The sequence below is a fragment of the Kitasatospora sp. NPDC057940 genome, from assembly GCF_042887425.1.
Classification (GTDB): Bacteria; Actinomycetota; Actinomycetes; order Streptomycetales; family Streptomycetaceae; genus Kitasatospora.
Window position 1 is genome coordinate 172,447 of record NZ_JBHVPH010000009.1, and the last position, 20,749, is coordinate 193,195.

Annotated in this window: 15 protein-coding genes and 2 tRNA genes; 7 read left to right on the forward strand and 10 right to left on the reverse strand. The window is 73.1% G+C overall.

Annotated elements, in window-relative coordinates; genetic code table 11:
- Positions 1-88 precede the first annotated feature (88 nt).
- Positions 89-2,038, reverse strand: a complete 1,950-nt coding sequence (locus tag ACFVTF_RS17235; protein WP_387814407.1) for a putative bifunctional diguanylate cyclase/phosphodiesterase — start codon at positions 2,036-2,038, stop codon at positions 89-91.
- A gap of 670 nt (positions 2,039-2,708) precedes the next feature.
- Positions 2,709-3,134, reverse strand: a complete 426-nt coding sequence (locus tag ACFVTF_RS17240) for an OsmC family protein (RefSeq protein ID WP_371518802.1) — start codon at positions 3,132-3,134, stop codon at positions 2,709-2,711.
- A 273-nt stretch (positions 3,135-3,407) separates the two neighbouring features.
- Between ACFVTF_RS17240 and ACFVTF_RS17245 the strand changes: the two genes are divergently transcribed.
- Together ACFVTF_RS17245 and lepB are read left to right on the forward strand one after the other, a co-directional pair.
- Complete coding sequence (locus ACFVTF_RS17245; protein ID WP_371518803.1) at positions 3,408-3,743, forward strand: chorismate mutase; 336 nt, start codon at positions 3,408-3,410, stop codon at positions 3,741-3,743.
- Positions 3,744-3,898: 155 nt separating this feature from the next.
- Positions 3,899-4,708, forward strand: coding sequence for a signal peptidase I (gene lepB, locus ACFVTF_RS17250; RefSeq protein ID WP_387814306.1), 810 nt, complete (start codon positions 3,899-3,901; stop codon positions 4,706-4,708).
- Between the two features lies 1 nt (position 4,709).
- Here the strand turns inward: lepB and ACFVTF_RS17255 are convergent, their stop codons facing one another.
- The 3 genes from ACFVTF_RS17255 to ACFVTF_RS17265 all read right to left on the reverse strand — a co-directional run bounded on the left by ACFVTF_RS17255 (position 4,710) and on the right by ACFVTF_RS17265 (position 8,652).
- Entirely contained in the window at positions 4,710-5,765 is a 1,056-nt protein-coding gene (locus ACFVTF_RS17255; protein ID WP_387814308.1) for a DMT family transporter, read from the reverse strand.
- 154 nt (positions 5,766-5,919) lie between these two features.
- Complete coding sequence (locus ACFVTF_RS17260; RefSeq protein ID WP_387814310.1) at positions 5,920-8,355, reverse strand: transglycosylase domain-containing protein; 2,436 nt, start codon at positions 8,353-8,355, stop codon at positions 5,920-5,922.
- A 223-nt stretch (positions 8,356-8,578) separates the two neighbouring features.
- A tRNA-Lys gene (locus ACFVTF_RS17265) sits at positions 8,579-8,652 on the reverse strand.
- Positions 8,653-8,854: 202 nt separating this feature from the next.
- On the opposite strand from ACFVTF_RS17265, the gene ACFVTF_RS17270 reads away from it, so the two are divergent.
- Both ACFVTF_RS17270 and ACFVTF_RS17275 read left to right on the forward strand, forming a co-directional pair.
- Positions 8,855-9,592 carry a DUF998 domain-containing protein gene (locus ACFVTF_RS17270; RefSeq protein WP_387814409.1) on the forward strand — a complete coding sequence of 246 codons (738 nt, stop codon included), beginning with the start codon at positions 8,855-8,857 and terminating at the stop codon, positions 9,590-9,592.
- Entirely contained in the window at positions 9,589-10,470 is an 882-nt protein-coding gene (locus tag ACFVTF_RS17275) for an alpha/beta fold hydrolase (protein ID WP_387814312.1), read from the forward strand. Before ACFVTF_RS17270 ends, ACFVTF_RS17275 begins: the two co-directional genes overlap by 4 nt.
- Positions 10,471-10,576: 106 nt before the next feature.
- On the opposite strand, the gene ACFVTF_RS17280 is transcribed toward ACFVTF_RS17275, so the two are convergent.
- The 4 genes from ACFVTF_RS17280 to ACFVTF_RS17295 form a co-directional block, all read right to left on the reverse strand.
- Positions 10,577-10,650 (reverse strand) — tRNA-Lys (locus ACFVTF_RS17280).
- Positions 10,651-10,802: 152 nt separating this feature from the next.
- A complete protein-coding gene (locus tag ACFVTF_RS17285; protein ID WP_387814314.1) occupies positions 10,803-12,884 on the reverse strand; it encodes a dipeptide ABC transporter ATP-binding protein in 2,082 nt (693 codons plus the stop codon).
- The gene (locus ACFVTF_RS17290) at positions 12,881-13,810 is read right to left on the reverse strand and encodes an ABC transporter permease (RefSeq protein ID WP_350882605.1); all 930 of its coding nucleotides are present in this window, start codon (positions 13,808-13,810) and stop codon (positions 12,881-12,883) included. The genes ACFVTF_RS17285 and ACFVTF_RS17290 overlap by 4 nt, the downstream gene beginning before the upstream one ends.
- A 16-nt stretch (positions 13,811-13,826) precedes the next feature.
- A complete protein-coding gene (locus ACFVTF_RS17295) occupies positions 13,827-14,807 on the reverse strand; it encodes an ABC transporter permease (protein WP_350882603.1) in 981 nt (326 codons plus the stop codon).
- A 344-nt stretch (positions 14,808-15,151) separates the two neighbouring features.
- Here ACFVTF_RS17295 and ACFVTF_RS17300 point away from each other — a divergent pair, with 344 nt between their 5' ends.
- The gene (locus ACFVTF_RS17300; RefSeq protein ID WP_387814317.1) at positions 15,152-16,855 is read left to right on the forward strand and encodes an ABC transporter family substrate-binding protein; all 1,704 of its coding nucleotides are present in this window, start codon (positions 15,152-15,154) and stop codon (positions 16,853-16,855) included.
- Between the two features lie 453 nt (positions 16,856-17,308).
- A complete protein-coding gene (locus tag ACFVTF_RS17305; protein ID WP_387814318.1) occupies positions 17,309-18,499 on the forward strand; it encodes a low temperature requirement protein A in 1,191 nt (396 codons plus the stop codon).
- A 58-nt stretch (positions 18,500-18,557) separates the two neighbouring features.
- Here ACFVTF_RS17305 and ACFVTF_RS17310 read toward each other — a convergent pair whose 3' ends face one another.
- A complete protein-coding gene (locus ACFVTF_RS17310; RefSeq protein ID WP_363619979.1) occupies positions 18,558-19,532 on the reverse strand; it encodes a LysR family transcriptional regulator in 975 nt (324 codons plus the stop codon).
- Between the two features lie 260 nt (positions 19,533-19,792).
- On the opposite strand from ACFVTF_RS17310, the gene snpA reads away from it, so the two are divergent.
- The gene (gene snpA / locus ACFVTF_RS17315) at positions 19,793-20,422 is read left to right on the forward strand and encodes a snapalysin (RefSeq protein ID WP_387814319.1); all 630 of its coding nucleotides are present in this window, start codon (positions 19,793-19,795) and stop codon (positions 20,420-20,422) included.
- Positions 20,423-20,749: the final 327 nt, after the last annotated feature.

Consider the following 20,749-nt stretch of genomic DNA (forward strand, 5'->3'; position numbering starts at 1 on the left):
CCTGAGCGCGGGAGGTCTGAACGCGGGAGGTCTGAACGGAGTGGCCCGGCCGCCGGGCCCGCAGCGGGTCCGGCCGGACCGGCCCCGGTTACCGGCTGGCGTCCGGGCCGGGGCGGCCCTCGCGGAGTATGGCGGCGACGAGCTCGGCCTCGCCCGGCCGAGCGAAGTACCAGCCCTGGGCGGTGTCGCAGCCGGTCAGCCGCAGCCGTTCGGCCTGCGCGGCGCTCTCGATGCCCTCGGCGGTGACGGTCAGGCCGAGGGTGTGGGCCAGCTGCACCATCGCGCCCACGATCTGCTCGTCGGCGTCGCTGCGGCGGGAGCCGAGCTCGGGGAGGTCCGAAGGGTTCGTCGTCGGGGCCGGGTCGCGGAACCCCTCGATGAAGGTGCCGTCGAGCTTCAGGACGTGCACCGGCAGCCGGGAGAGGTAGGCCAGGTTGGAGTAGCCGGTGCCGAAGTCGTCGATCGCGATCCGCACGCCCATGTCCGCGAGGGCCTGGAGCGCCTGCAACGGCCGTCCGCCGGGGCCGAGCAGGGCGCTCTCGGTGATCTCCAGCTGGAGCAGCCGGGCCGGCAACCCGGTGCGTTCGAGGGCGCGGGCGACGTCGGCGACCACGTCGGAGTCCCAGATCTGGCGGGCGGCCAGATTGACGCTCACGAAGGTCTCGGTCTCGGGGAACTCGGTGAGCCACTGCCGGGCCTGGCGGCAGGACTCCTCCAGCACCCAGGTGCCGAGGGGCACGATCGCGCCGGTCTCCTCGGCGAGCGGGATGAAGCGGTCCGGCGAGAGCGTCCCGTAGCGGGGGTGGCGCCAGCGGACGAGGGCCTCCGCGCCGTGGACGGCTCCGTCGGCCAGGCCGACCAGCGGCTGGTATTCGATGGTGAACTCGCCGCGCTCCAGGGCGGGCCGCAGTGCGGTGGCGAGGAGCTGGCGGGTCAGCTGGTGGGCGCCGCGGTCCGGGTCGTAGAGGGTCCAGCGGGCGCGGCCGTCGGCCTTGGACCAGTAGAGCGTGGCGTCGGCGTCCTTGACCAGGTCGGTGGGGGTGGTCTCGTGCACGGACCGTTCGACGACGCCGACGCTGGCCGTGATGACCAGCCGGTGTCCGGCGACGTCGAAGGGGTGTTCCAGTTCCTGGAGGATGCGGGCGGCCAGGTCGGTCAGTTGGTCGCTGCCCCGGCTGTCGGTGACCAGGACGGCGAACTCGTCACCGCCCATCCGGGCCACCAGGTGGGCGTCGTGCTCGGAGAACCCGCGGCGCAGCCGGGCGGCGACGGCGATCAGCAACTGGTCGCCGATGTGGTGCCCGAGCGTCTCGTTGATCGCCGCGAAGCCGTCGAGGTCCAGATAGCAGACGCCTACCCGGCGCCCGTCCGCCGGTGCGAGAACGCTGTCGCTGGTGTCAGGGGTGTCGGGGGTGCCGGGATCCTCGGCGGGATCGGCAGTCGGGGTGGCCCCAGTGGCCCCGCTGGCCGTGACGCAGGCGGCGTCGAGCCGTTCGAAGAAGGACGTCCGGTTGGGCAGCCGGGTCAGCGGGTCGTGCAGGGCCTGGTACTCCAGGCGGTCACCGAGCCGGCGCTGCTCGGTGATGTCCTCCACCAGCGCGAGGGTGTAGAGCGGTTGGCCGGCGCCGTCCCGGATCAGCGAGACGGTGACCTTGCTCCAGACGGTGCGGCCCTCGCGGTGCTTGAGCTGCTTCTCCACGCGGAACCGCTCCCGCTCGCCGTGGACGAGCTCGGGGAAGAGCCGGTGCGGCATGCCCTCCGGATCGATGATCTCGTGCAGGTGGGTGCGGACCAGTTCGCCGACGCCGCGTCCGATCAGGGCGGCGAAGGCGGGGTTGACCTCGATGATCCGGTCCTCGGGGTCGATCAGGGCCATCCCGATGACCGCGTCGCAGAAGGCGGCCCGGAAGCGGGATTCGCTGGCCCGCAGCGCGGCCAGCAGCCGGTCGTTCCCGCCGTTGTCCTGGCCGGGGCCGGCGACGGTGCTCCGGTGGGTGCCGTCGGTCAGCGGCGCCGAGCAGGTGGGGCAGAGCAGCATCCCGGGGTCGTCCAGCACGGTTCCCGCCGCACTTGCCGCACTTGTACTCGCCGCACTCGTCGTGTCGAGGGCCCGGCCGCCGGCCGGGACAGCACCGACGGCCGTGACGGAACCGGCGACGCCGACCGGACCGACCGGACTGATCGAACCGACCGGACCAGCCGGACTGGCCGGACCGACGGTGCCGATGTTCGGGCCCAGGAGGGGTGTTGTGAGGTGACGGTGGTGCGGTGTTTCCTCGTGCCGCACGCCCGGGTGGTGTGCGTCGGCCCCCTCGTTCTGGCCCGGCACGGCATGCTCCCGTCCGCTGCTGACGCTGGATGCTGGTCCGGCCGGCCAATCGGGACTCCGGCGGCCGGCTCCGCACTCTGTCGAGGTCCTCGGAGTCGGTCCGGTGCGGGGCGCCCGCCGTGGGGCGCTGTCGCGCGGAGACCCGCGTGAAGAACAGGGCGCTGCGGCCGATCATAGGCCGCGGCGGCAACGCGCGGTGACCGCCGCCAGGGTGATTCGCCCGCTTTGTGATCATGTGAGGCGGTACATGCAGACGCCCCCGGTGCACATCACATGATGTGCGCCAGGGGCGCGTGCGCCGAGGTCGCGCCCCCGGGCGCCGACCGCGCGCCCGGAGCGGCCGGAGCGCGCCGGGATCCCCTCGGGATCCGTCGGGGCGTCAGGCCAGCTTGGCGGTGAGGGTGATGGTGGTGCCGGAGAGCGCCTTGCTGACCGGGCAGTTGGCCTTGGCGTCCTCGGCGGCCTTGGTGAAGTCGGCCTCGTCCAGTCCGGGCACCTCGCCGGTGACGGTCAGGTGGATGCCGGTGATGCCGGTGCCGGGCTGGAAGGTGACGTCGGCCTGGGTGTCCAGCTTGACGGGCGGGGTGCCGGCGCCGGTCAGGCCGTGCGAGAGGGCCATCGAGAAGCACGCGGAGTGAGCGGCGGCGATCAGCTCCTCCGGGCTGGTCTTGCCGTTGGGCTGTTCGGCCCGGGCCGGCCAGGAGACGGGGTACTCGCCGATCCCGGACGAGGCGAAGGTCACCTGCCCCTTGCCGTCGAGCAGGTTGCCCTCCCAAGCGGTGCGGGCGGTGCGGGTGGTTGCCACGATCGGTACCTCCATTACTGAGGGACTGCTGAGTCGTCACTTCCGGTCATGCGCGCACCAGCCTACGGGGCGGCCCCGGCTCGGCCCGGGGCGGCACGGGGCGGCGCGGGCCCGGATCGGTACGAGCCGACGGACGGCGCGGGCGATGTCCGGATTGTGGACTGATCCGCCAAAAGGTGCGGCTCCACCACGGGGGCCCTGTTAGATTTGCCCGGGCCCGAGCCCGGCCGTCGTACGGCCGGGTGCCCACTTCAGACACCGGGAGCCGCCCCGATGACGGACCACCCCACGACCCCTGACGCAGGCCTGCCGGACGAGGTCGACGCCGCCGTGCGGGCGGAGCTGACCAGCCTGCGCGAGAGCATCGACAACATCGATGCCGCGGTGGTCCACATGCTGGCCGAGCGCTTCAAGGCCACCCAGCGGGTCGGCCGGCTCAAGGCCGAGCACAAGCTGCCGCCGGCCGATCCGGCGCGTGAGCGCGACCAGATCAAGCGGCTGCGGGAGCTGGCCGCCGGGGCCAAGCTGGATCCGGTCTTCGCCGAGAAGTTCCTGACGTTCATCATCGCCGAGGTCATCCGGCACCACGAGGCCATCGCCCGCGCTTGAGAGCACCCCTGAGGGGGTCGGTGGCGAGCCGTCGAGGGCGGCCCCGGCGCCGCCCGGCCCGGACTTGTCGGGGGCGGCTAAACGCCGGATTTCGTGAGGCTCCGGGGTTGGCGTAGCGTGCAGGTTCCCCCAGCCGGAGAGGTGGAGCAGCGACGATGGCGGTGAACCTGCCCGAAACGCCGAGCGATGCCGGGTCCGGTCCGGCCCCCGCCGCCGGACGCGGCCCCGGTGCTTCCGGCGCCCCTGACGCGCTCGGAGGCCGTGCCGAGGCCCGCCGCCGTGCGCGCGGTTCGCGCGGCCGCAAGGCCCGGCGGACCGGGCGCAGGCCCCGGCCCTGGTGGATCGAGATCCCGGCGATGGCGGCGGTGGGCCTGGTGGTCGCGCTGCTGATCAAGACCTGCCTGTTCCAGGTGTTCACCATCCCGTCCGGCTCGATGGAGAACACGCTGCGGATCGGCGACCGGGTGGGCGTGAACAAGCTGGCGCCGCTGACCGGCTGGAAGCCGGAGCCCGGGCAGCCGGTGGTGTTCAAGGATCCGGGTGGCTGGCTCCCGCCGCAGCCCATCGACTCGAACCCGTTCACCAACGCGGCCGGTTCGGTGCTGAGCTTCGTCGGCCTGGTGCCGCCGAAGGACGACAACTACCTGGTCAAGCGGGTCATCGCGACCGGTGGCCAGACCGTGCAGTGCACGGGCACCACGCTGACCGTCGACGGGAAGAAGGTCGACGAGCCGTACCTGCACCCCGGTGACGACTCCTGCGCGGGCCTGGACTTCGGGCCGGTGACGGTGCCCTCGGGTCACGTCTGGGTCGAGGGCGACCACCGCAGCGACTCGGCGGACTCCCGCTACCACCAGCGCGGTCCCGGGGGCGGGGCCGTGCCGGTGGACAACGTGGTCGGGCCGGTGTCGGCCGTGGTGTGGCCGCTCAACCACCTCGACTGGTTCGGCTGGGTCGGCCGCTGACCTACCGCTCGGCGGCGACCCGCTCCGGCGAGCCCGGGGCACCCCCGGCGTCCGGAGTACCCCCGGCGTCCGGAGTACCCCCGGCGTCCGGAGCACCCGCGGCGTCTGCGGCCTTCGCAGGCTTCACTGCCGCCGGCTTGCCGGTCTGCGCCGCGAAGGCGCCGGTCAGCACGAGCAGGCCGCCCGCGATCTGCGGCAGACCGAGGTGCTCGCCGAGCAGCACCCAGGCCAGCACGGTGGCGACGACCGCCTCCAGGTTGGCCACCACCCCGGCGACCGGGGGCGAGAGGTGCCCGACGGCGATCACGCCGGTCAGGTAGGCGAGCACGGTCGCGATCAGGATCATCCAGGCGGCCGGGAGCAGCGCGGGCAGGGTGTGCCCGTTCATCACCACGGATCCGCCGAGCGCGCTCCAGTCGGCCTGCCAGGGCCGGGTGAAGACGGTGAGCAGGACGGCGCCGATCAGCAGCCCGAACGCGCTGACCGCCAGCGGGTCGACCGGGCGCTCGCCCCGGCGTCCGGCGTCGGCGAGCACGAAGTAGCCGACCTGGCAGCAGGCCGCGCCGAGGGCGAAGAGCACGCCCAGCGCGTCGAAGCTCAGGCCGTTCCAGACCTCCACCACGCAGGCCAGCCCGGCGACCGCGACGCCGGCGCCGATCGCGGCGCCCCGGCTGATCGGCTTGCGCTGGACGAACTTGACGTAGCCGATGAGCAGCGGCGGTCCGAGGTACTCGATGAGCAGGGCGACGCCGACCGGGATGCGGGAGATCGCCGCGAAGTAGCAGGCCTGGACGCCGGCCACGGCGAGCAGGCCGAACCCGATCAGCAGGCCGGGGCGGCGCAGGACGGCGTCCCGGTGGCGGTAGGCGATGGGGAGCAGGGCCACGGCGGCGCCGGTGACCCGGAGCCAGACCACGTGCAGCGGTGAGAGGCCGGCCTCGATCAGCGGTTTCGCGGCGGTGCCGGAGCCGCCGAAGGCGAACGCGGAGACCAGCGCGAGGCTGAGGCCGAGGGTTCTGCCTGTGGGGAGGGTGGGCGAGGCCGTTGATCTGTGCACCGACGCATTGTGGCAGTCATACCGGGCGTTCAGTAAGGTGCCATTTCGTCATTTGGTCCTGCACGGAACTGTGCGCAGTGGCGCACTCACCCGGCCCGCGCGCGGCCCTGCGCCGCCCGGGCGCCCCCTCGGTTCGCCCGGGCCCCCGCCGCCGCTACCCGGCGTTCGCCCCCGCCCCGGTGAGCGTGTCCGGCCCGCCCGTGGGCTGGGTGGTCGGCTGCGTGGTCGGCGCCGTGGTCGGGCCGGTGGAGGGCGTCGGCCGTCCGGTGGGCCGTCCGGTGGGCCGCGTCGTCGGCGGGGCGGTCGGCTGCTGGGTGGCCGGGGGCGCGGTCGGCGGGCTGGTCACACCGCCGCCGCCGGAGTTCGAGCCGCCGGCCGGCGTGGTCGGGCCCGAGCCGGCCCCGGCCCCGGTCCCGGCGCCGTCGCTCGGCGGGGTGGTCGGCGCCGCGGGGGCGGTCGAGGCGCCGTTCGAGCCGGTCCCGGTCGACGCGGTGCTGCTCGGCGAGGACGGGGCCGTCGGCAGATCGGTGGCGCCGGAGGAGTCGCCGCCGTCGGCCGGGGTCTGGAAGTCGCTGACCGGCACGCCCTTGAGCGCCGCCTTCATGTAGCTGGTCCAGATCTGCGCCGGGAACTGGCCGCCCGCCGCGCCGTCGATCCCGCCGACGCCGCTCAGGCTGACCTGGGCCCCGCTGCTCGGATCTTGGCCGAACAGGCCCACCGAGGTGACCAGCTCGGGGGTGTAGCCGACGAACCAGACCGACTTCTGGTCGTCGGTGGTGCCGGTCTTGCCGGCCACCGGGCGGCCCAGTGCCTTCGCTCGCCAGCCGGTGCCGCCCGGGTCGCTCACCACGCCCTGGAGCATCGAGGTGACCTGGTTCGCGGTGTCCGCGCTGATCGCCTGGGTGGTCTTGTGCGCGGGCAGCGGGACGGCCTCGCCCTCGCGGTCCACGGACTGCACCAGCCACGGGGTGATCTGCTTGCCGCCGTTGTCCAGCGTCGCGTACACGCCGGCCATGTCGAGGACGCTCGGGGTGGCCGCGCCGAGCGGGATGGACGGCACCGGGTCGAGGCCCGGGGTGCTGCCGGGCAGGCCCAGCGCGATGCCGGTGTCCTTGACCTTCTGGAGCCCGGTGTCCTGGGCCAGCTGGGCGAACGCCGAGTTGACCGACCAGTCGGTGGCCTGCTGGAGGGAGATCTGGCCGTAGCTCCGGTCGCCCTCGTTCGGCGGCGCGTACGGGGTGCCCTTGCCGCCGCGGACCTTGCGGCCGCTGGTGCCGTCGTAGACGGTGCGCGGGGTGACGGTCCGGCCGTCCTGGGTCTTGGCGTTGTTCTCGAACGCGGCCGCCAGGGCTATCGCCTTGAAGGTCGAGCCGGCCTGGTAGTCCCGCCGGGTCGCGTTGTCGACGTAGTGCTTGACGTAGTCGACGCCGCCGTAGAGGGCGACGACCGCGCCGGTCTTCGGGTCCACGGAGACGGCGCCGGCCTGGGCGGCCGCGTCCTTCTTCCGCTTGTCCGGGTTCAGGGTGTCGTGCAGCTGCGCCTGGACGGAGTCCTGGAGGGCCTGCTGGCGGGCCGGGTCGATGCTGAGCTTGATCGTGTAGCCGCCCTTGGCCAGCTCGGTCTCGCTGATGATCTGGTTCGAGGTGAGGTACTGGGTGGCCTCGTTCACCAGGTAGCCGGTCTGGCCGGACAGGCCCGGGTTGGGCTGCGGGTCCTTGACGTCCGGGAAGGTGGTGGCGGACCGTTCCTCGGCGGAGAGCCAGCCCTCCTTGACCATGCCGTCCAGCACGTAGTTCCAGCGGTTGACGGCGTTCTGCTTGCCGGCCGGGGTCGCGGTGGCCACGTCGTAGGCGCTCGGGGCGTTCAGCAGGGTGGCCAGGTAGGCGCCCTGGGCGGGGTTGAGCGCGGAGGCGTCGACGCCGAAGTACGCGTGGGCGGCGGCCTGGATGCCGTAGGCGCCGCGGCCGTAGTAGGAGGTGTTCAGGTAGCCGGAGAGGACGTCGTCCTTGCTCTCGGTGGCGTCCACCTTGATGGCTATGAAGAGTTCCTTCACCTTGCGGGTGACCGACTGCTTCTGGTTCAGGTACGTGTTCTTCACGTACTGCTGGGTGATCGTGGAGCCGCCCTGGGTGCCCGCGCCCTTGGCGGTGTTGACCGCGGCCCGGAGCAGGCCCTGCACGTTGACGGCGCCCTCGTGGTAGAAGTTGCGGTCCTCGGCGGCCAGCGCGGCGTGCTGGGCGGCGGGGGAGACCTTGTCCAGGCTGACGTTCTGCCGGTTGGTCTGGCCGGTGCGGGTGATCACGGAGCCGTCGGCGTAGAGCCAGGTGTTGCTCTGCGCGGTCGCGGCGGCGTGCGCGTCGGGGACCTTCACCAGCGTGACCCCGAGCACGAACAGGCCGACGCCGAGCAGCAGGGCCGCGGCGAGGCCGAGCAGGCTCATCCGCCAGGTCGGTATCAGCCGGCGCCAGCCGGTGCGCTTCGGGCGGCGGGGCTTCCTGCCGCCGGTCACGGGGGCGGCGCGCTTGAAGCGTTTGACCGGTCGGAGGCCTGTCGACGGCGTGCGACGGCCGCTCTGGGCGTTCTCGGACAAGGCGCGGCCTTTCCTGCGGGCGGACCGGGTCAGCCTGCACGGACGGGGACATCGGTGGTTAGGGACCTTTGTCCCGATTCCGGTTTACTGCCCTGGACGAGCCGGGCGGGCCGATTGGCTCCACCGGAACGGCAATCGAGACCGACATCACACGCAAAACGGACGTCGAGGGCCAAAAAATTGAGGAGCCCCTCGCTGCTGCGAGAGGCTCCCCAAATGTCTGTGCGCCGCCAGGGACTCGAACCCCGGACCCGCTGATTAAGAGTCAGCTGCTCTAACCAACTGAGCTAGCGGCGCCTGCTGACCTGGAAAACAATACACGGTCCCGGCGGGTGCCTCGAACCGCCCGAAACCGCCCGCGGCCGCGCGGGAACCGACCCGCCGCCGAGGTGTCCGTTTCCGCCCGGTTGGGGTGCAGTTCGCCGCCGGTTAGGGTGGAACGGTGCCCAGCCCCAAGCCCGGACACCCGAACGCGCGGAAGGCGGTCGCCGCGCTGCTGATGCTCAGCGCCACGGCGTACACCGCGTGGGTGCTGGAGGTCGTGCTGAGCACCGGACTCGACCCGGTGCAGGCGTACATCAGCGAACTCGCGGCCGAGGACCAGCCGCTGGGCGGCCTGTTCCGGGCCACCGACCTGGTCGCCGGGCTCTGTGTGCTCGCCGCGGCCGTCACCGCCCTCGCCGGCGGGCAGGCCGGGCCGCGCGGTGCCCGGCGCGGGTGGGCGGTGGTCGGCTGGTCCGCCCTCGCCCTGTTCGGCGCGGCGACCGCCGCCGACTCCCGGCTGCCGCTCAGCTGCGCCCCCACCAGCGACGAGATGTGCGCCGCCCGCGAGACCGCCGGACTCGTCCCCGCGACCCACACCGCGCACGCCGTCACCAGCAGCCTCGCCATGCTCGGTGCGCTCGCCGGGCTGGCCGCGCTCACCGTCGCCGCCCGCCGCTACGGCTGGTGGCCGCCGGTGCGCCGGATCGGGCCCTGGCTGCTCGGCGCCGAACTGCTGGCCACCGGCTGGAGCCTGGCCGCGATCGCCGCCTTCGAGGCCGGGCGCGGCACCTGGGCGCTCGGGGCCGGCCAGCGGCTCCAGGTGTTGCTGGTGGCGCTCTGGCTCGCCGTCCTGGCGCTGAGCCTGGCCCTCCCCGCGGGGGTGCCGGGCGACGGATCCACCTGGTGGGACGCTTCTCCGCCGTACCGGGAGCCCCGGCCGGCCGAACGGCCCCCGGGCCGGGAGTCGGCATGACCGCACCCGACGACCCCCGCGCCCGGGCGCGCTTCCTGCGCGTCGACGGCGTCCCGCTGCACGTCCGCACCGAGGGCGGCGGCCCGGTCTGCCTGCTCACCGGGGGCCTCGGCAGCAGCTGGTTCGACTGGGACCTGGTCGTCCCCTTCCTCACGCCCTACCGCACCGTGGTCCGCTTCGACCGGCCCGGCTACGGGCTGAGCGCCCCCGAGCCCGCCACCGGGCGGCCCGCCCCGACGGCCGCCGGCGAGGCCGAGCGGATCCGCGCGGTGCTGGACGGCCTCGGGCTGCGCGGGCCCTGCACCGTCGTCGGCCACTCGCTGGCCGGCTTCCACGTCGAGGCCTTCGCCCGGCTGCACCCCGACCGGGCCGCCGGGCTGGTCCTGGTGGACGGCAGCGTCGAACCGGCGGCCCGGCCGTACCCGGCCCCCGGCGCGCGCGACCTGGCGGCCCGGGCGCTCGCGGGCGCCGCCACCGCCGTCGCCGTGCCGTACCTGCTCGGTCCGGCCGCCCGCCGGCTGACGGCCCGGCTGTCCACGGTCTGCCGCGAGGACCTCGCCCCGGCACCGCTGGTGCGGCACTGCTACCGCACCGGCCGGGCCCTGCGAGCCCTGCTGCGGGAGAACGCGCGCTACCTCGACCTGGCCGCCGAGGTGGACGGGCTGCGGCGCACCCGGCCGCTGCCCGAGGGCCTGCCGGTCACCGTGCTCGCCGCCGACGACGGCTGCCGCAGCCGCCGTACCGAGGAGTGGCTGGCCGGCCAGCGGGAGCTGGCGGCGCTGCTCGGGGCCGACTACCGCACCACCGCCCCGGCCGGGCACCTGGTGATGTTCGACCGCCCGGACGCGGTGGCCTCCGCCGTCCTGGACACCGGTTGAGGCCGGGCATCCGTTGGGGCCGGGCGCCTGCTGAGGCGCTCACCGAAACGCCCGCTGAAACGCCTCAGGCCGCCCACCGAAGTGAGCGGCCTGAGACCTTGCCATGTGCGCCGCCAGGGACTCGAACCCCGGACCCGCTGATTAAGAGTCAGCTGCTCTAACCAACTGAGCTAGCGGCGCCTGCTGACTCGGAGAACTTTACACGGCACCCGGTCGATCCGCCGAATCGCTTTCGAGTGGTCACCCGCAGTGATCGCCCGCAGTGATCGCCCGCAGTGATCGCCTGCAGTGATCACATGCGGCGATCACTGCGGGCGATCGCAGGCGGCCGGCTACGACTCCGGGTAGTGGCAGGCCGCCTGGTGGTCCTGCGCGGGGGTGTCGCCGAGGAGCGCCGGCCGCTCCTGTTCGCACCGCGTGCGGGCGGCCGGGTCGGCGAGGCCGGCGTACACCGGGCAGCGGGTGCGGAAGGAGCAGCCGGTGCGGCGCTCGGTGGGGGAGGGCGGGTCGCCGGCGAGCAGGATGCGGTCGCGGGCGCGCTCGGCGGCGGGGTCGGGCAGTGGGACGGCGGAGAGCAGGGCGCGGGTGTACGGGTGTCGGGGCCGGTCGAAGACGGCGGAGACCTCGCCCTGTTCGACCGTCCGCCCGAGGTACATGACGCTGACCCGGTCGGCGAGGTGCCGGATCACCGAGAGGTCGTGCGAGACGAACAGGTAGGAGAGGCCGAGTTCGGCCTTGAGCGCTTGCAGCAGGTTGAGCACGCCGGCCTGGATGGAGACGTCCAGGGCGGAGACCGGTTCGTCCAGGACCAGCAGTTTCGGCCGGACGGCCAGGGCCCGGGCGATGGAGACGCGCTGGCGCTGCCCGCCGGAGAACTGGTGCGGGTAGCGGGCGGCGTGGTCCGGGTCGAGGCCGACCTGGTGCAGCAGTTCGGGCACCCGGCGGGCGATCTCCTCGCGGGCGGCGTGCTGGGCGCGCAGCGGTTCGGCGATGATGTCGCCGATCGGCATCCGCGGGTCGAGGCTGGCCATCGGGTCCTGGAAGACGATCTGCAGTCGGGCGCGCAGCCGGTGGGCCTCGGCGCGGGAGAGCTCGGCGGTGTCGTGGCCGAGCAGTTCGATCCGGCCGGTCTCGGGGGCGGCGAGGTTCAGCAGTTCGAACAGCGTGGTGGACTTGCCGGAGCCGGACTCCCCGACCAGGCCGAGGGTCTCGCCCTCCCGGAGGTCCAGGTCGACGCCGTCCACCGCGTAGACCTCGCCGACCCGGCGCTTGAACACCGTGCCCTTGAGGAGCGGAAACGTTTTGCCAAGGCCGCTCACCGCCAGCACCGGCGCCCGCGAGCTCCGGTCCCCCAGGCCACCCCGGTTCTCCGGAGCGGCCGACGGGGCCGGAAGTGCCGGCACCGGGTAGACGTCGGCCGGCGCGGGCCGCCGCTCGGCCAGCTCCGCCGACCGGACGCAGGCCGCCAGGTGGCCGTCGCCCCCGGCCAGTTCCGGCTCCGCCGCCGAGCAGCGCTCCTCCGCCAGCGGACAGCGGGCGGCGAACGGGCAGCCCGGCGGCAGGTCGGCCATCGGGGCGGGTGCCCCGGGGATCGGGACGAGTGGGCCGCCGAGCCCGTCCAGTCGGGGCACCGCGCCGATCAGGCCGAGCGTGTACGGGTGGCGCGGGGCCGCGAACAGCTCGTCCACCCCGGCGGTCTCGACCACCCGCCCCGCGTACATCACCGCGACCCGGTCGGCCATCCCGGCGATCACCCCGAGGTCGTGGCTGACCAGGACGAGGGCCGCGCCGGTCTCCCGCTGCGCGGTGCGCAGCACGTCCAGCACCTGGGCCTGGATGGTGACGTCCAGCGCGGTGGTCGGCTCGTCGGCGAGCAGGATGTCGGGGTCGTTGGCGATCGCCATGGCGATCATCGCGCGCTGGCGCATGCCGCCGGAGAACTCGTGCGGGAAGCTGTCCAGGGCCCGTTCGGGGGCCGGGATGCCCACCAGGTCGAGGAGTTCGGCGGCCCGGCGGCGGGCGGCGGCCCGGTCGACCCGCTGGTGGATGCGGACGGCCTCGGCGATCTGGTCGCCGATCCGGTAGACCGGGGTGAAGGCGGACAGCGGGTCCTGGAAGACCATGGCGATCCGGCGGCCGCGGATCGCGGCGAGCTCCTTGCCGGGCAGCCCGACCAGTTCCCGCCCGTCCAGCCGCACCGAGCCCTGGACGCCGGCCGTCCTCGGCAACAGCCCGAGGACGGACAGCGCGGTGACGGACTTGCCGGAGCCGGACTCGCCGACGATGCCGAGGGTCTCGCCGCGCCGCAGGGTGAGGTCCACCCCGCGGACGGCGGGGACGGGGCCGTGCGGCCCGGCGAAGTCCACCCGCAGGTCGCTGACGGCGAGCAGGGGGGTGTCGACGGTGGTGGTCACGGCTTCTTCCTCCGGGCGGAGCGGCGGCGGGGCGCGCCCCCGGCGGTGGGGTCGAGGGCGTCGCGCAGCCCGTCGCCGATCAGGTTGACGGCGAGGACGAAGAGCACCAGCAGCCCGGCGGCGAAGTAGAACAGCCAGGGGAACACCGGGGCTTCGCTGGTCCCGGCGGCGAGCAGGGTGCCGAGCGAGACGTCCGGCGGTTTGACGCCGAAGCCGAAGTAGGAGAGCGCGGTCTCGCTCATCACGGCGCCGCCGACCGCGATGGTGGCGTCGATGATGAGGAAGGAGGCGACGTTCGGCAGGATGTGGCGGGTGATGATCCGTAGCGGCCGCACTCCCATGAACCGTGCGGCGCGGACGAATTCGCGCTCGCGCAGCGAGATGGTCATCGAGCGGACCACCCGGGCGGTGATCATCCAGTTGAACAGGGCGAGCAGCAGCACGAAGGCGATCCAGCCGGCGCTCTTCAGCCGGGGCGAGACGATGGTGATGATCAGGAAGCTGGGGAAGACCAGCAGCAGGTCCACCGCGAACATCAGCGCGCGGTCGGCCCAGCCGCCGAAGTAGCCGGCGCAGGCGCCGACCAGGGAGGCCAGCACGGTGGAGAACAGCGCCACCAGCAGGCCGATGACCAGCGACTTCTGCAGGCCGCGGACGGTCTGCGCGAAGACGTCCTGGCCGATCCCGTTGGTGCCGAACCAGTGCTCGGCGGACGGCGGTTGGTGCAGCGCGCCGAAGTCGGGGGCGGCGTAGTCCCAGGGCGTGAGGTACGGCCCGCCGAAGGCGAGCGCGAACAGCAGCAGGACGATCACGGCTCCGGCGACGGCCCCGCGGGCGGCGAGCAGCCGGGCGAGGACGAGCCGGGCCCGGCCGGTGGTGCGGGGGGCGGCGGCCGGGGCGGCCGGTTCCACGGCGACGGTGGTCACGTCAGTTCACCTCCGGTCAGGACCGCACGCGCGGATCGAGGGCGGCGTGCAGGGTGTCGGCGAGGAAGCCGGAGGCGAGGACGACGACGGCGGTGAACAGGTTGACGGCGACGACCGAGTTGACGTCCTGTTCGTTGATCGACTGGATCAGCCACTCGCCCATGCCGTGCCAGCCGAAGATCGTCTCGGTGAAGATCGCGCCGGTGAAGATGCCCAGGAAGCTGTAGGCGAACATGGTCGACATCGGGATCACCGCGGTCCGCAGCCCGTGCTTGACCAGCGCCCGGCGGCGGGTGAGCCCCTTGGCCTCGGCGGTGCGCAGGTAGTCGGAGCCGAGCACGTCGAGCATGGTGCCGCGCTGGTAGCGGCTGTAGGTAGCGAGGCCGCCGAGCGCGAGCGAGATGGTGGGCAGCAGCAGGTGCAGCGCCCAGTCGGCGAGGTGGGCGCCGAGGCCGCCGGTCAGTCCGGGGGTCTCGTAGCCGGTGAACGGGATGACGTCGTGGCCGGCCGCGTCCTTGGCGGCGATGGCGCCGTTCTTGAGGAACAGCGCGACCAGGAAGACCGGGGTGGAGAGCAGGACGAAGGAGAGCACGGTGAGCAGCCGGTCGGAGATCCGGTACTGGCGGACGGCGCTCCAGGCCCCGGCGGCGATGCCGAGGACGATGCCGAGCAGGCTGCCGAGCAGCAGCAGTCGCAGCGAGACCCAGACCCGGCGGCCGAAGTCGTCGGTGACCGGGGTGTCGTGGATGGTCCGGCCGAGGTCGCCGTGGAGCAGTCCGTCGGCCCAGTGGCCGAAGCGTTCGACGACCGGGGTGCGGTCGTTCAGGTTGAGCGCGGTGAGCTGGCGCTCGACCGACTCGGCGGCCGGGCGGGGCACCTTGGCGTCGAAGTAGGTGCGCGGCTGGAGGGCGGTCGCGGAGATCGCGTACGCCAGGAAGACGGCGGCGATCAGCAGCACCGCGTAGTAGCTCAGGCGCTTCGCCAGGTAACGGAGCATCAACGGCCGCCCGGGGTGGGGGAGGGGCCGACGCGTCTGGTGGGCATCGGGTGGTGGCCTTCGGTCGGGGCCCGTTCAGGCCTTCGGACGGCAGGGGGACGGGCGGTACGGGGAAAGCGCAGGTCAGAGTCTGGCAGCGGTGCGCGGCCGGGGTGTTGCGGCAGTGTTGCCGCGGATGACTTCTGGATCAGGCGTGCGGTCCTCCCCCTGGTGACGGAACTGATCGGCTGTTACGTTCTGCTGGCCCGGTGCCGACTTGGCTGCCCACGCTCAAGCCCCGCCACACCTCACGCGGCACAACTGCCCGTTACCGCCCGTTTCGAAGACCTCACCAGGGGGACTCCATGGACGCTTCCACCACGGCCCGCCGCCTCGGCCGGGCGACGGCCCTCGCCGTCGCCGTCGCGCTGGCGGTCACCGCGTGCACCTCGGGCGGGGGCGGCTCGGCCGACAAGGTGGCGAAGAGCGAGCCGCCCCGGCAGGACTCCCAGGACATCAACGCCAAGCCGCTGGACCAGGTCAAGGACGGCGGCGAGGTGCGGTTCCCGCTGTACCAGTGGATCACCCAGTGGAACCCGTTCCAGGTGGACGGCACCTACGGCGACGCGGTCTCGATCATGCGCGCCCTGGAGCCGTCGCTCTTCAATACGGACGCCTCCGGCACCTTCCAGCCCAACGCCGACTACCTGCTGGACGCCAAGGTCACCTCGACCTCGCCCGAGGTGATCACCTACAAGCTCAACCCCAAGGCCAAGTGGTCGGACGGCAAGCCGCTCAGCTACCTGGACTTCAAGGCCGACTGGCAGGCCAGCAACGGCAAGGACCCGGCGTACAACATCGCCGACCCGTCCGGCTACGAGCAGATCTCCGCCGTCGAGCAGGGGGCCGACCCGAGCGAGGTGAAGGTCACCTTCTCCGAGCCGTACGCGGACTGGCAGAACCTGTTCCGCCCGCTGATCCCGGCGGCCGGCATCGCCACCCCGGACGACTTCAACAAGGGCTGGGTGGAGAAGATCCCGATCACCGCGGGCGCGCTGAAGGTCGGCGTGGCGGACAAGACGGCGCAGACCCTCACGCTCGTCCCGGACCCGGCCTGGTGGGGCACCAGGGCCAAGGCGGACAAGATCACCTTCCGGGTGATGACCCAGTCCGCGACCACCCAGTCGTACCTCAACAACGAGATCGACCTCGCCACGGCCGGCACCGCCGCCGCGTACGGGCAGCTCAAGGACGCCAAGGACACCGCGATCCGGGCCGCCAGCCCGTGGGACGAGGTGCACATCTCCTTCGGCTCCGGCGGCGCGCTGGCCGACCAGAAGGTCCGCCAGGCGCTCGGCAAGGCGCTTGACCGGTCCGCGCTGATCAAGATCGCCAACAACGGGGTGCCGGTGGAGTTCAAGCCGCTCGGCAACCACATCTTCATGCCCAACCAGACCGGCTACCAGGACAACTCGGGCGAGTGGGCGAAGTTCGACGTGCCCGCCGCCAAGAAGCTCCTGGACGACGCCGGTTGGAAGGAGGCGGGCGCCGGCCAGCCGCGCACCAAGGACGGCCAGTCGCTGCAACTGCACTGGACGGTCAACGAGTCCACCCCGCAGGCCCAGATCGACCTGGCGACCGCCGCCGCCGCGATGTGGCTGCAGGCCGGGGTCAAGGTGAGCCTGGACAAGGTGCCCGCCAACGACTTCTTCACCAAGTACGTGAACCCGGGCAAGTTCGAGATCGCGAGCTGGCGCAACACCGACTCGTTCCCGCTCTCCAAGAGCCTGGGCAACTTCCGCCTGCCGGTGGGGGACAACACCTTCAACAACCCCTCGCGGATCGGCAGCCAGGAGGTCGACGACCTGCTCAAGAAGGCGGCCGGGACGGTCGACCCGGTGGAGGCCGCGAAGCTCTACAACCAGGCCGACGCGAAGATCTGGGAGCTCGGCCACACCGTCGAGCTCTACCAGCGGCCGACCGTGGTGGCGACGCGCAAGGGCCTCGCCAACTACGGCGCCTTCGGCCTGGCCGGGGAGGACTACGCCAAGGTCGGCTGGGAGAAGTAGCCCCCGCCGCGGACGCGGCGACAGCGACCGGGTGGCAGGCGCTGGCGAGCAGCGCGGTGATCACGAGGCCGGTGGCACGGACACGGGAAGGTCGGCTCCGCCGCCCCCGCTCTCCTGCCACCGGCCTTGACCTTCCGCGTTGCCCGCAGGCCGCCCGTGTCGTGGGGCCCCGCAAGGCCCGCGCTCGCTTCCAACCGGGGACGAATCTAGCGGGGCCGTCCGGCCGGCCGCGGCGCAGCGCGCGGGGCGCGCCCGGAAACCCGCCGCGCTGTCACCCGGTTCGCGCACCGGGGCGTCAACTACGGCTGACGGCAAGGAAAAAAGGGGACGAAAGGCGCAATCGATCCCGGGACCGCGAACCGCTGCGCCCGTCGCGCCGGTGCGTGCGCGGGGCCCGGGCCGCTGCCAGGATGCGCGGGACAGCCAGCCCCTCCCGACCCCGGAGCAGCACCGATGGCCAGCGAATCCGCCGCCGCCCCCCACCCGCGCCCCGTCGACCCGCCCCCGGTGCGCCGGATGGTCCCGCGCGACCGGGACGAGCCGCACCGGGTCGCCACCCCGCTGGAACTCTTCTTCGACCTCTGCTTCGTGGTCGCCGTCGGCCAGGCCGGGCGCGAACTCGCCCACTCCCTGGCGGCCGGGCACTACGGCGACGGCCTGCGCGGCTACTCGATCGCTTTTTTTGCCATTTGGTGGGCCTGGATGAACTTCACCTGGTTCGCCTCCGCGTACGACTGCGACGACGTGCCGTACCGGGTCACCACGCTGGTGCAGATCGCCGGGGTGCTGGTCCTCGCGGCCGGGGTGCCACGGCTGTTCGCCACCCAGGACCTGACGCTGTCGATCGCCGGGTACGTGGTGATGCGCCTGGCGATGGTCACCCAGTGGCTGCGGGCGGCGGCCAGCGAGCAGGGCGAGGCGCGCCGGGTCGCCGTGCGGTACGCGGTCGGGATCGCGCTCTGCCAGGTGGGCTGGGTGGTGGTGCTGCTGCTGCCGGACGCCGCCCGGCCGGAGGTGATCCCGCTCGGGGTGCTGTGCGAGCTGGCCGTTCCGGTGGTCGCCGAACTGCGGAAGCAGACCTCCTGGCACCCGCACCACATCGCCGAGCGGTACGGGCTGTTCACCCTGATCGTGCTCGGCGAGACGGTGGCGGCCGCGACGGTCGCGGTGCAGTCGGCGGTGGACGAGCACGAGGAGCTGGGCCGGCTGCTGCCGGTGGCGGTCGGCGGCCTGCTGATCTGCTTCTCGGCCTGGTGGATCTACTTCGCCCGGCCGGTCCACGAGCACCTGCACTCCAGCCGGCAGGCCTTCGTCTGGGGGTACGGCCACTACCTGGTGTTCGGGTCGGCCGCCGCGATCGGCGCCGGACTGGAGGTGGCGGTGGAGTCGGCCGTGCACCAGGCGGAGATCTCCGCGACGGCCGCCACCGCGACGGTCACCGTGCCCACCGCGCTCTACCTGCTCACCGTCTGGCTGCTGCACTCCCGGCACACCAAGACCGGCCTGGCGCAGGCGCTGGCCCCGACCGCGGCGGTGCTGGTGCTGGCCTGCACCGCGTTCGGGGGCTCCGGTGTGCTGGCGGCGGGCCTGGTCTGCGCGCTGACCGTGGCGGTGGGTCTGCTGCTGCACAGCCGGGAGGGCTGACGGGGGCCGATTCTCGGGCGCTCGGCCGTCGTCCACCGGACGAGCGGGAAGGCGGTGCTCAGGCGCAGTCCAGCAGGATCGGCTCGTGCCGGGCCAGCCAGGCCAGGTAGGCCGGGTTGACCTTGGCCAGGTCCAGGTAGGCGGCGCGCAGTTCGCCGTACAGCGCGTCCAGCGCGGGCTGGCTGAGCGCGCGCGGGCGCCAGGTGAGCAGCAGCCGGACGGCCAGCGGGTCCCCGTGCACGGGGCGCACCACCGTGCCCGGCCCGGGGGCGGAGGTCGGCTGGCAAGGGCGGACGGCCTCGCCGGAGGCGACCAGTTCGGCGGCGGTGGCGTTGTCCCGCACCTGGACCACCCGGGGGTTGAGCCCGGCGTCGCTGAACACCCGGCGCATCGCCGCGTACTCGTGGTCGGCGGTCGGGTCGACCATCCAGGTGTCCTCGGCGAGGTCGGTCAGGTGGACGACCGGGCGGGCGGCGGCCGGGTGTCCGGCGGCGAGCGCGACGAACTGGGGCTCACGGGCCATCAGCACCCGGTGCTCGGCGTCCGGCGGCACCCGTAACGGGAAGCCCTCGCTCTCGTAGACGAAGGCCACGTCCAGCTGGTCGGCGGCGACCATCCGCAGCAGGGCGCTGGCCGAGACGTCGACGTGGATGGTGGTGTCGGTGTCCGGCAGCCGTTCGTGCACCCGGCGCAGCCAGGCGGCGACCGCCCGGCTGCCGACGCTGCCGATCCGCAGCCGGCGCTGCCGCCCGGGGCCGGCCGCGTCGCGGGCCTCCTGGCGGGCGGCGGCCACCAGCGCGGCCATCTCGGTGATCACCGGCCGGGCCCGGGACAGCACCGAGTGGCCGAGCGCGGTGGGCCGGCTGCCGGTCTGCTCGCGGGTGAACAGGGTGCCGCCGATGGCCCGTTCGATGCGGTGCAGCTGGGTGGTGAGGGAGGGCTGGGTCATGCCGAGCTGGAGCGCGGCCTTGCGGAGGCTGCCGGTGTCGGCGATAGCGCACACCACCCGGAGGTGTCTCACGTCGAGCTCCACGCCCGGAGCATAGACGCCACCCGGCCGTATCGCCAAGGACATGACAGAACAAAACGCGGCAGGAGGGCGCGCTGCGGGCCCCGCCGGTATGCGGCGGAGCTATCGCCGGTTGACATCATCCGCCGCGGGCCCGGGCGGGTCGAAGCTCAGGGACAGCGAATCCGCCCCGGCCCCACCGGGGCGCCCCCACCGTCGCCGCAGCCGTGTCCGGCCCCCACCGGCCCCGGCGGTTCGGCGTACCGCGAATCCGGAGCCCCCACATGAAGCGATCCGTGCTGTCCACCGCGCTCGGCCTGGCCCTCGCGGCCGGTCTCGCCGTGCTGCCCGCCACCGTGGCGTCCGCGGCCACCCCCGGCCCGGCCGTCCAGGGCTACACGCCCTCGACGTACGCCGGCTCGGCCGCCGAGGCCGCCGACAACCAGGCGTTCTTCCACGCCGTGATGGCCTCCGCCAAGGCCAAGCAGGCGGCCAACCCGTGGCTGCAGACCGTCACCGTCACCTACGACACCGCCAGCGCGCCCTCCTTCACCAGTCAGATATCCCAGGCCGCGCAGATCTGGAACAGCTCGGTCAGCAACGTCCGGCTCCAGGCGAGCAGCGGCACCGGCGACTTCTCCTACTACGAGGGCAACGACAGCCGCGGCTCCTACGCCAGCACCGACGGCCACGGCCACGGCTACGTCTTCCTCGACTACCAGCAGAACCAGCAGTACAGCTCGCTGCGCGTCACCGCGCACGTGCTCGGCCTGCCCGACAACTACTCCGGCCCGTGCAGCGAGCTGATGTCCGGCGGCGGCCCCGGCCCGTCCTGCACCAACCCCTACCCCGACAGCAACGAGCGCGGCCAGGTCGACAGCCTCTGGTCGAACGGCGTCGAGTCCGTGAACTAGGGGAGCCTGACAACTCGTCGCGGCAGCAGGGAAGTTGCCGATGCCCTTCGGGCGCGGCGGGCCGCCCGGCCGGAATCGGGCGGCCCGCCGCTCGGTTGCTTCCCCGATCGGGAGCCTAACCGCCGGTGGAGCGGAATGCCAGGGGCACGCGCGAGTCAAGGCCGGTTAAAGACATCTCAAATCCCTTTGCGACAAGGGGTATTGATCAAAGCTATCGCGGGTTGACATCATCCGCCCGCCCACCGGGCTGTCCGAAGCTCTGGGGACATCACCCGCTGACCAGGTGTCCCCCAGGGCCGGCCCCCAACCGGCCACGGCACCACCGGA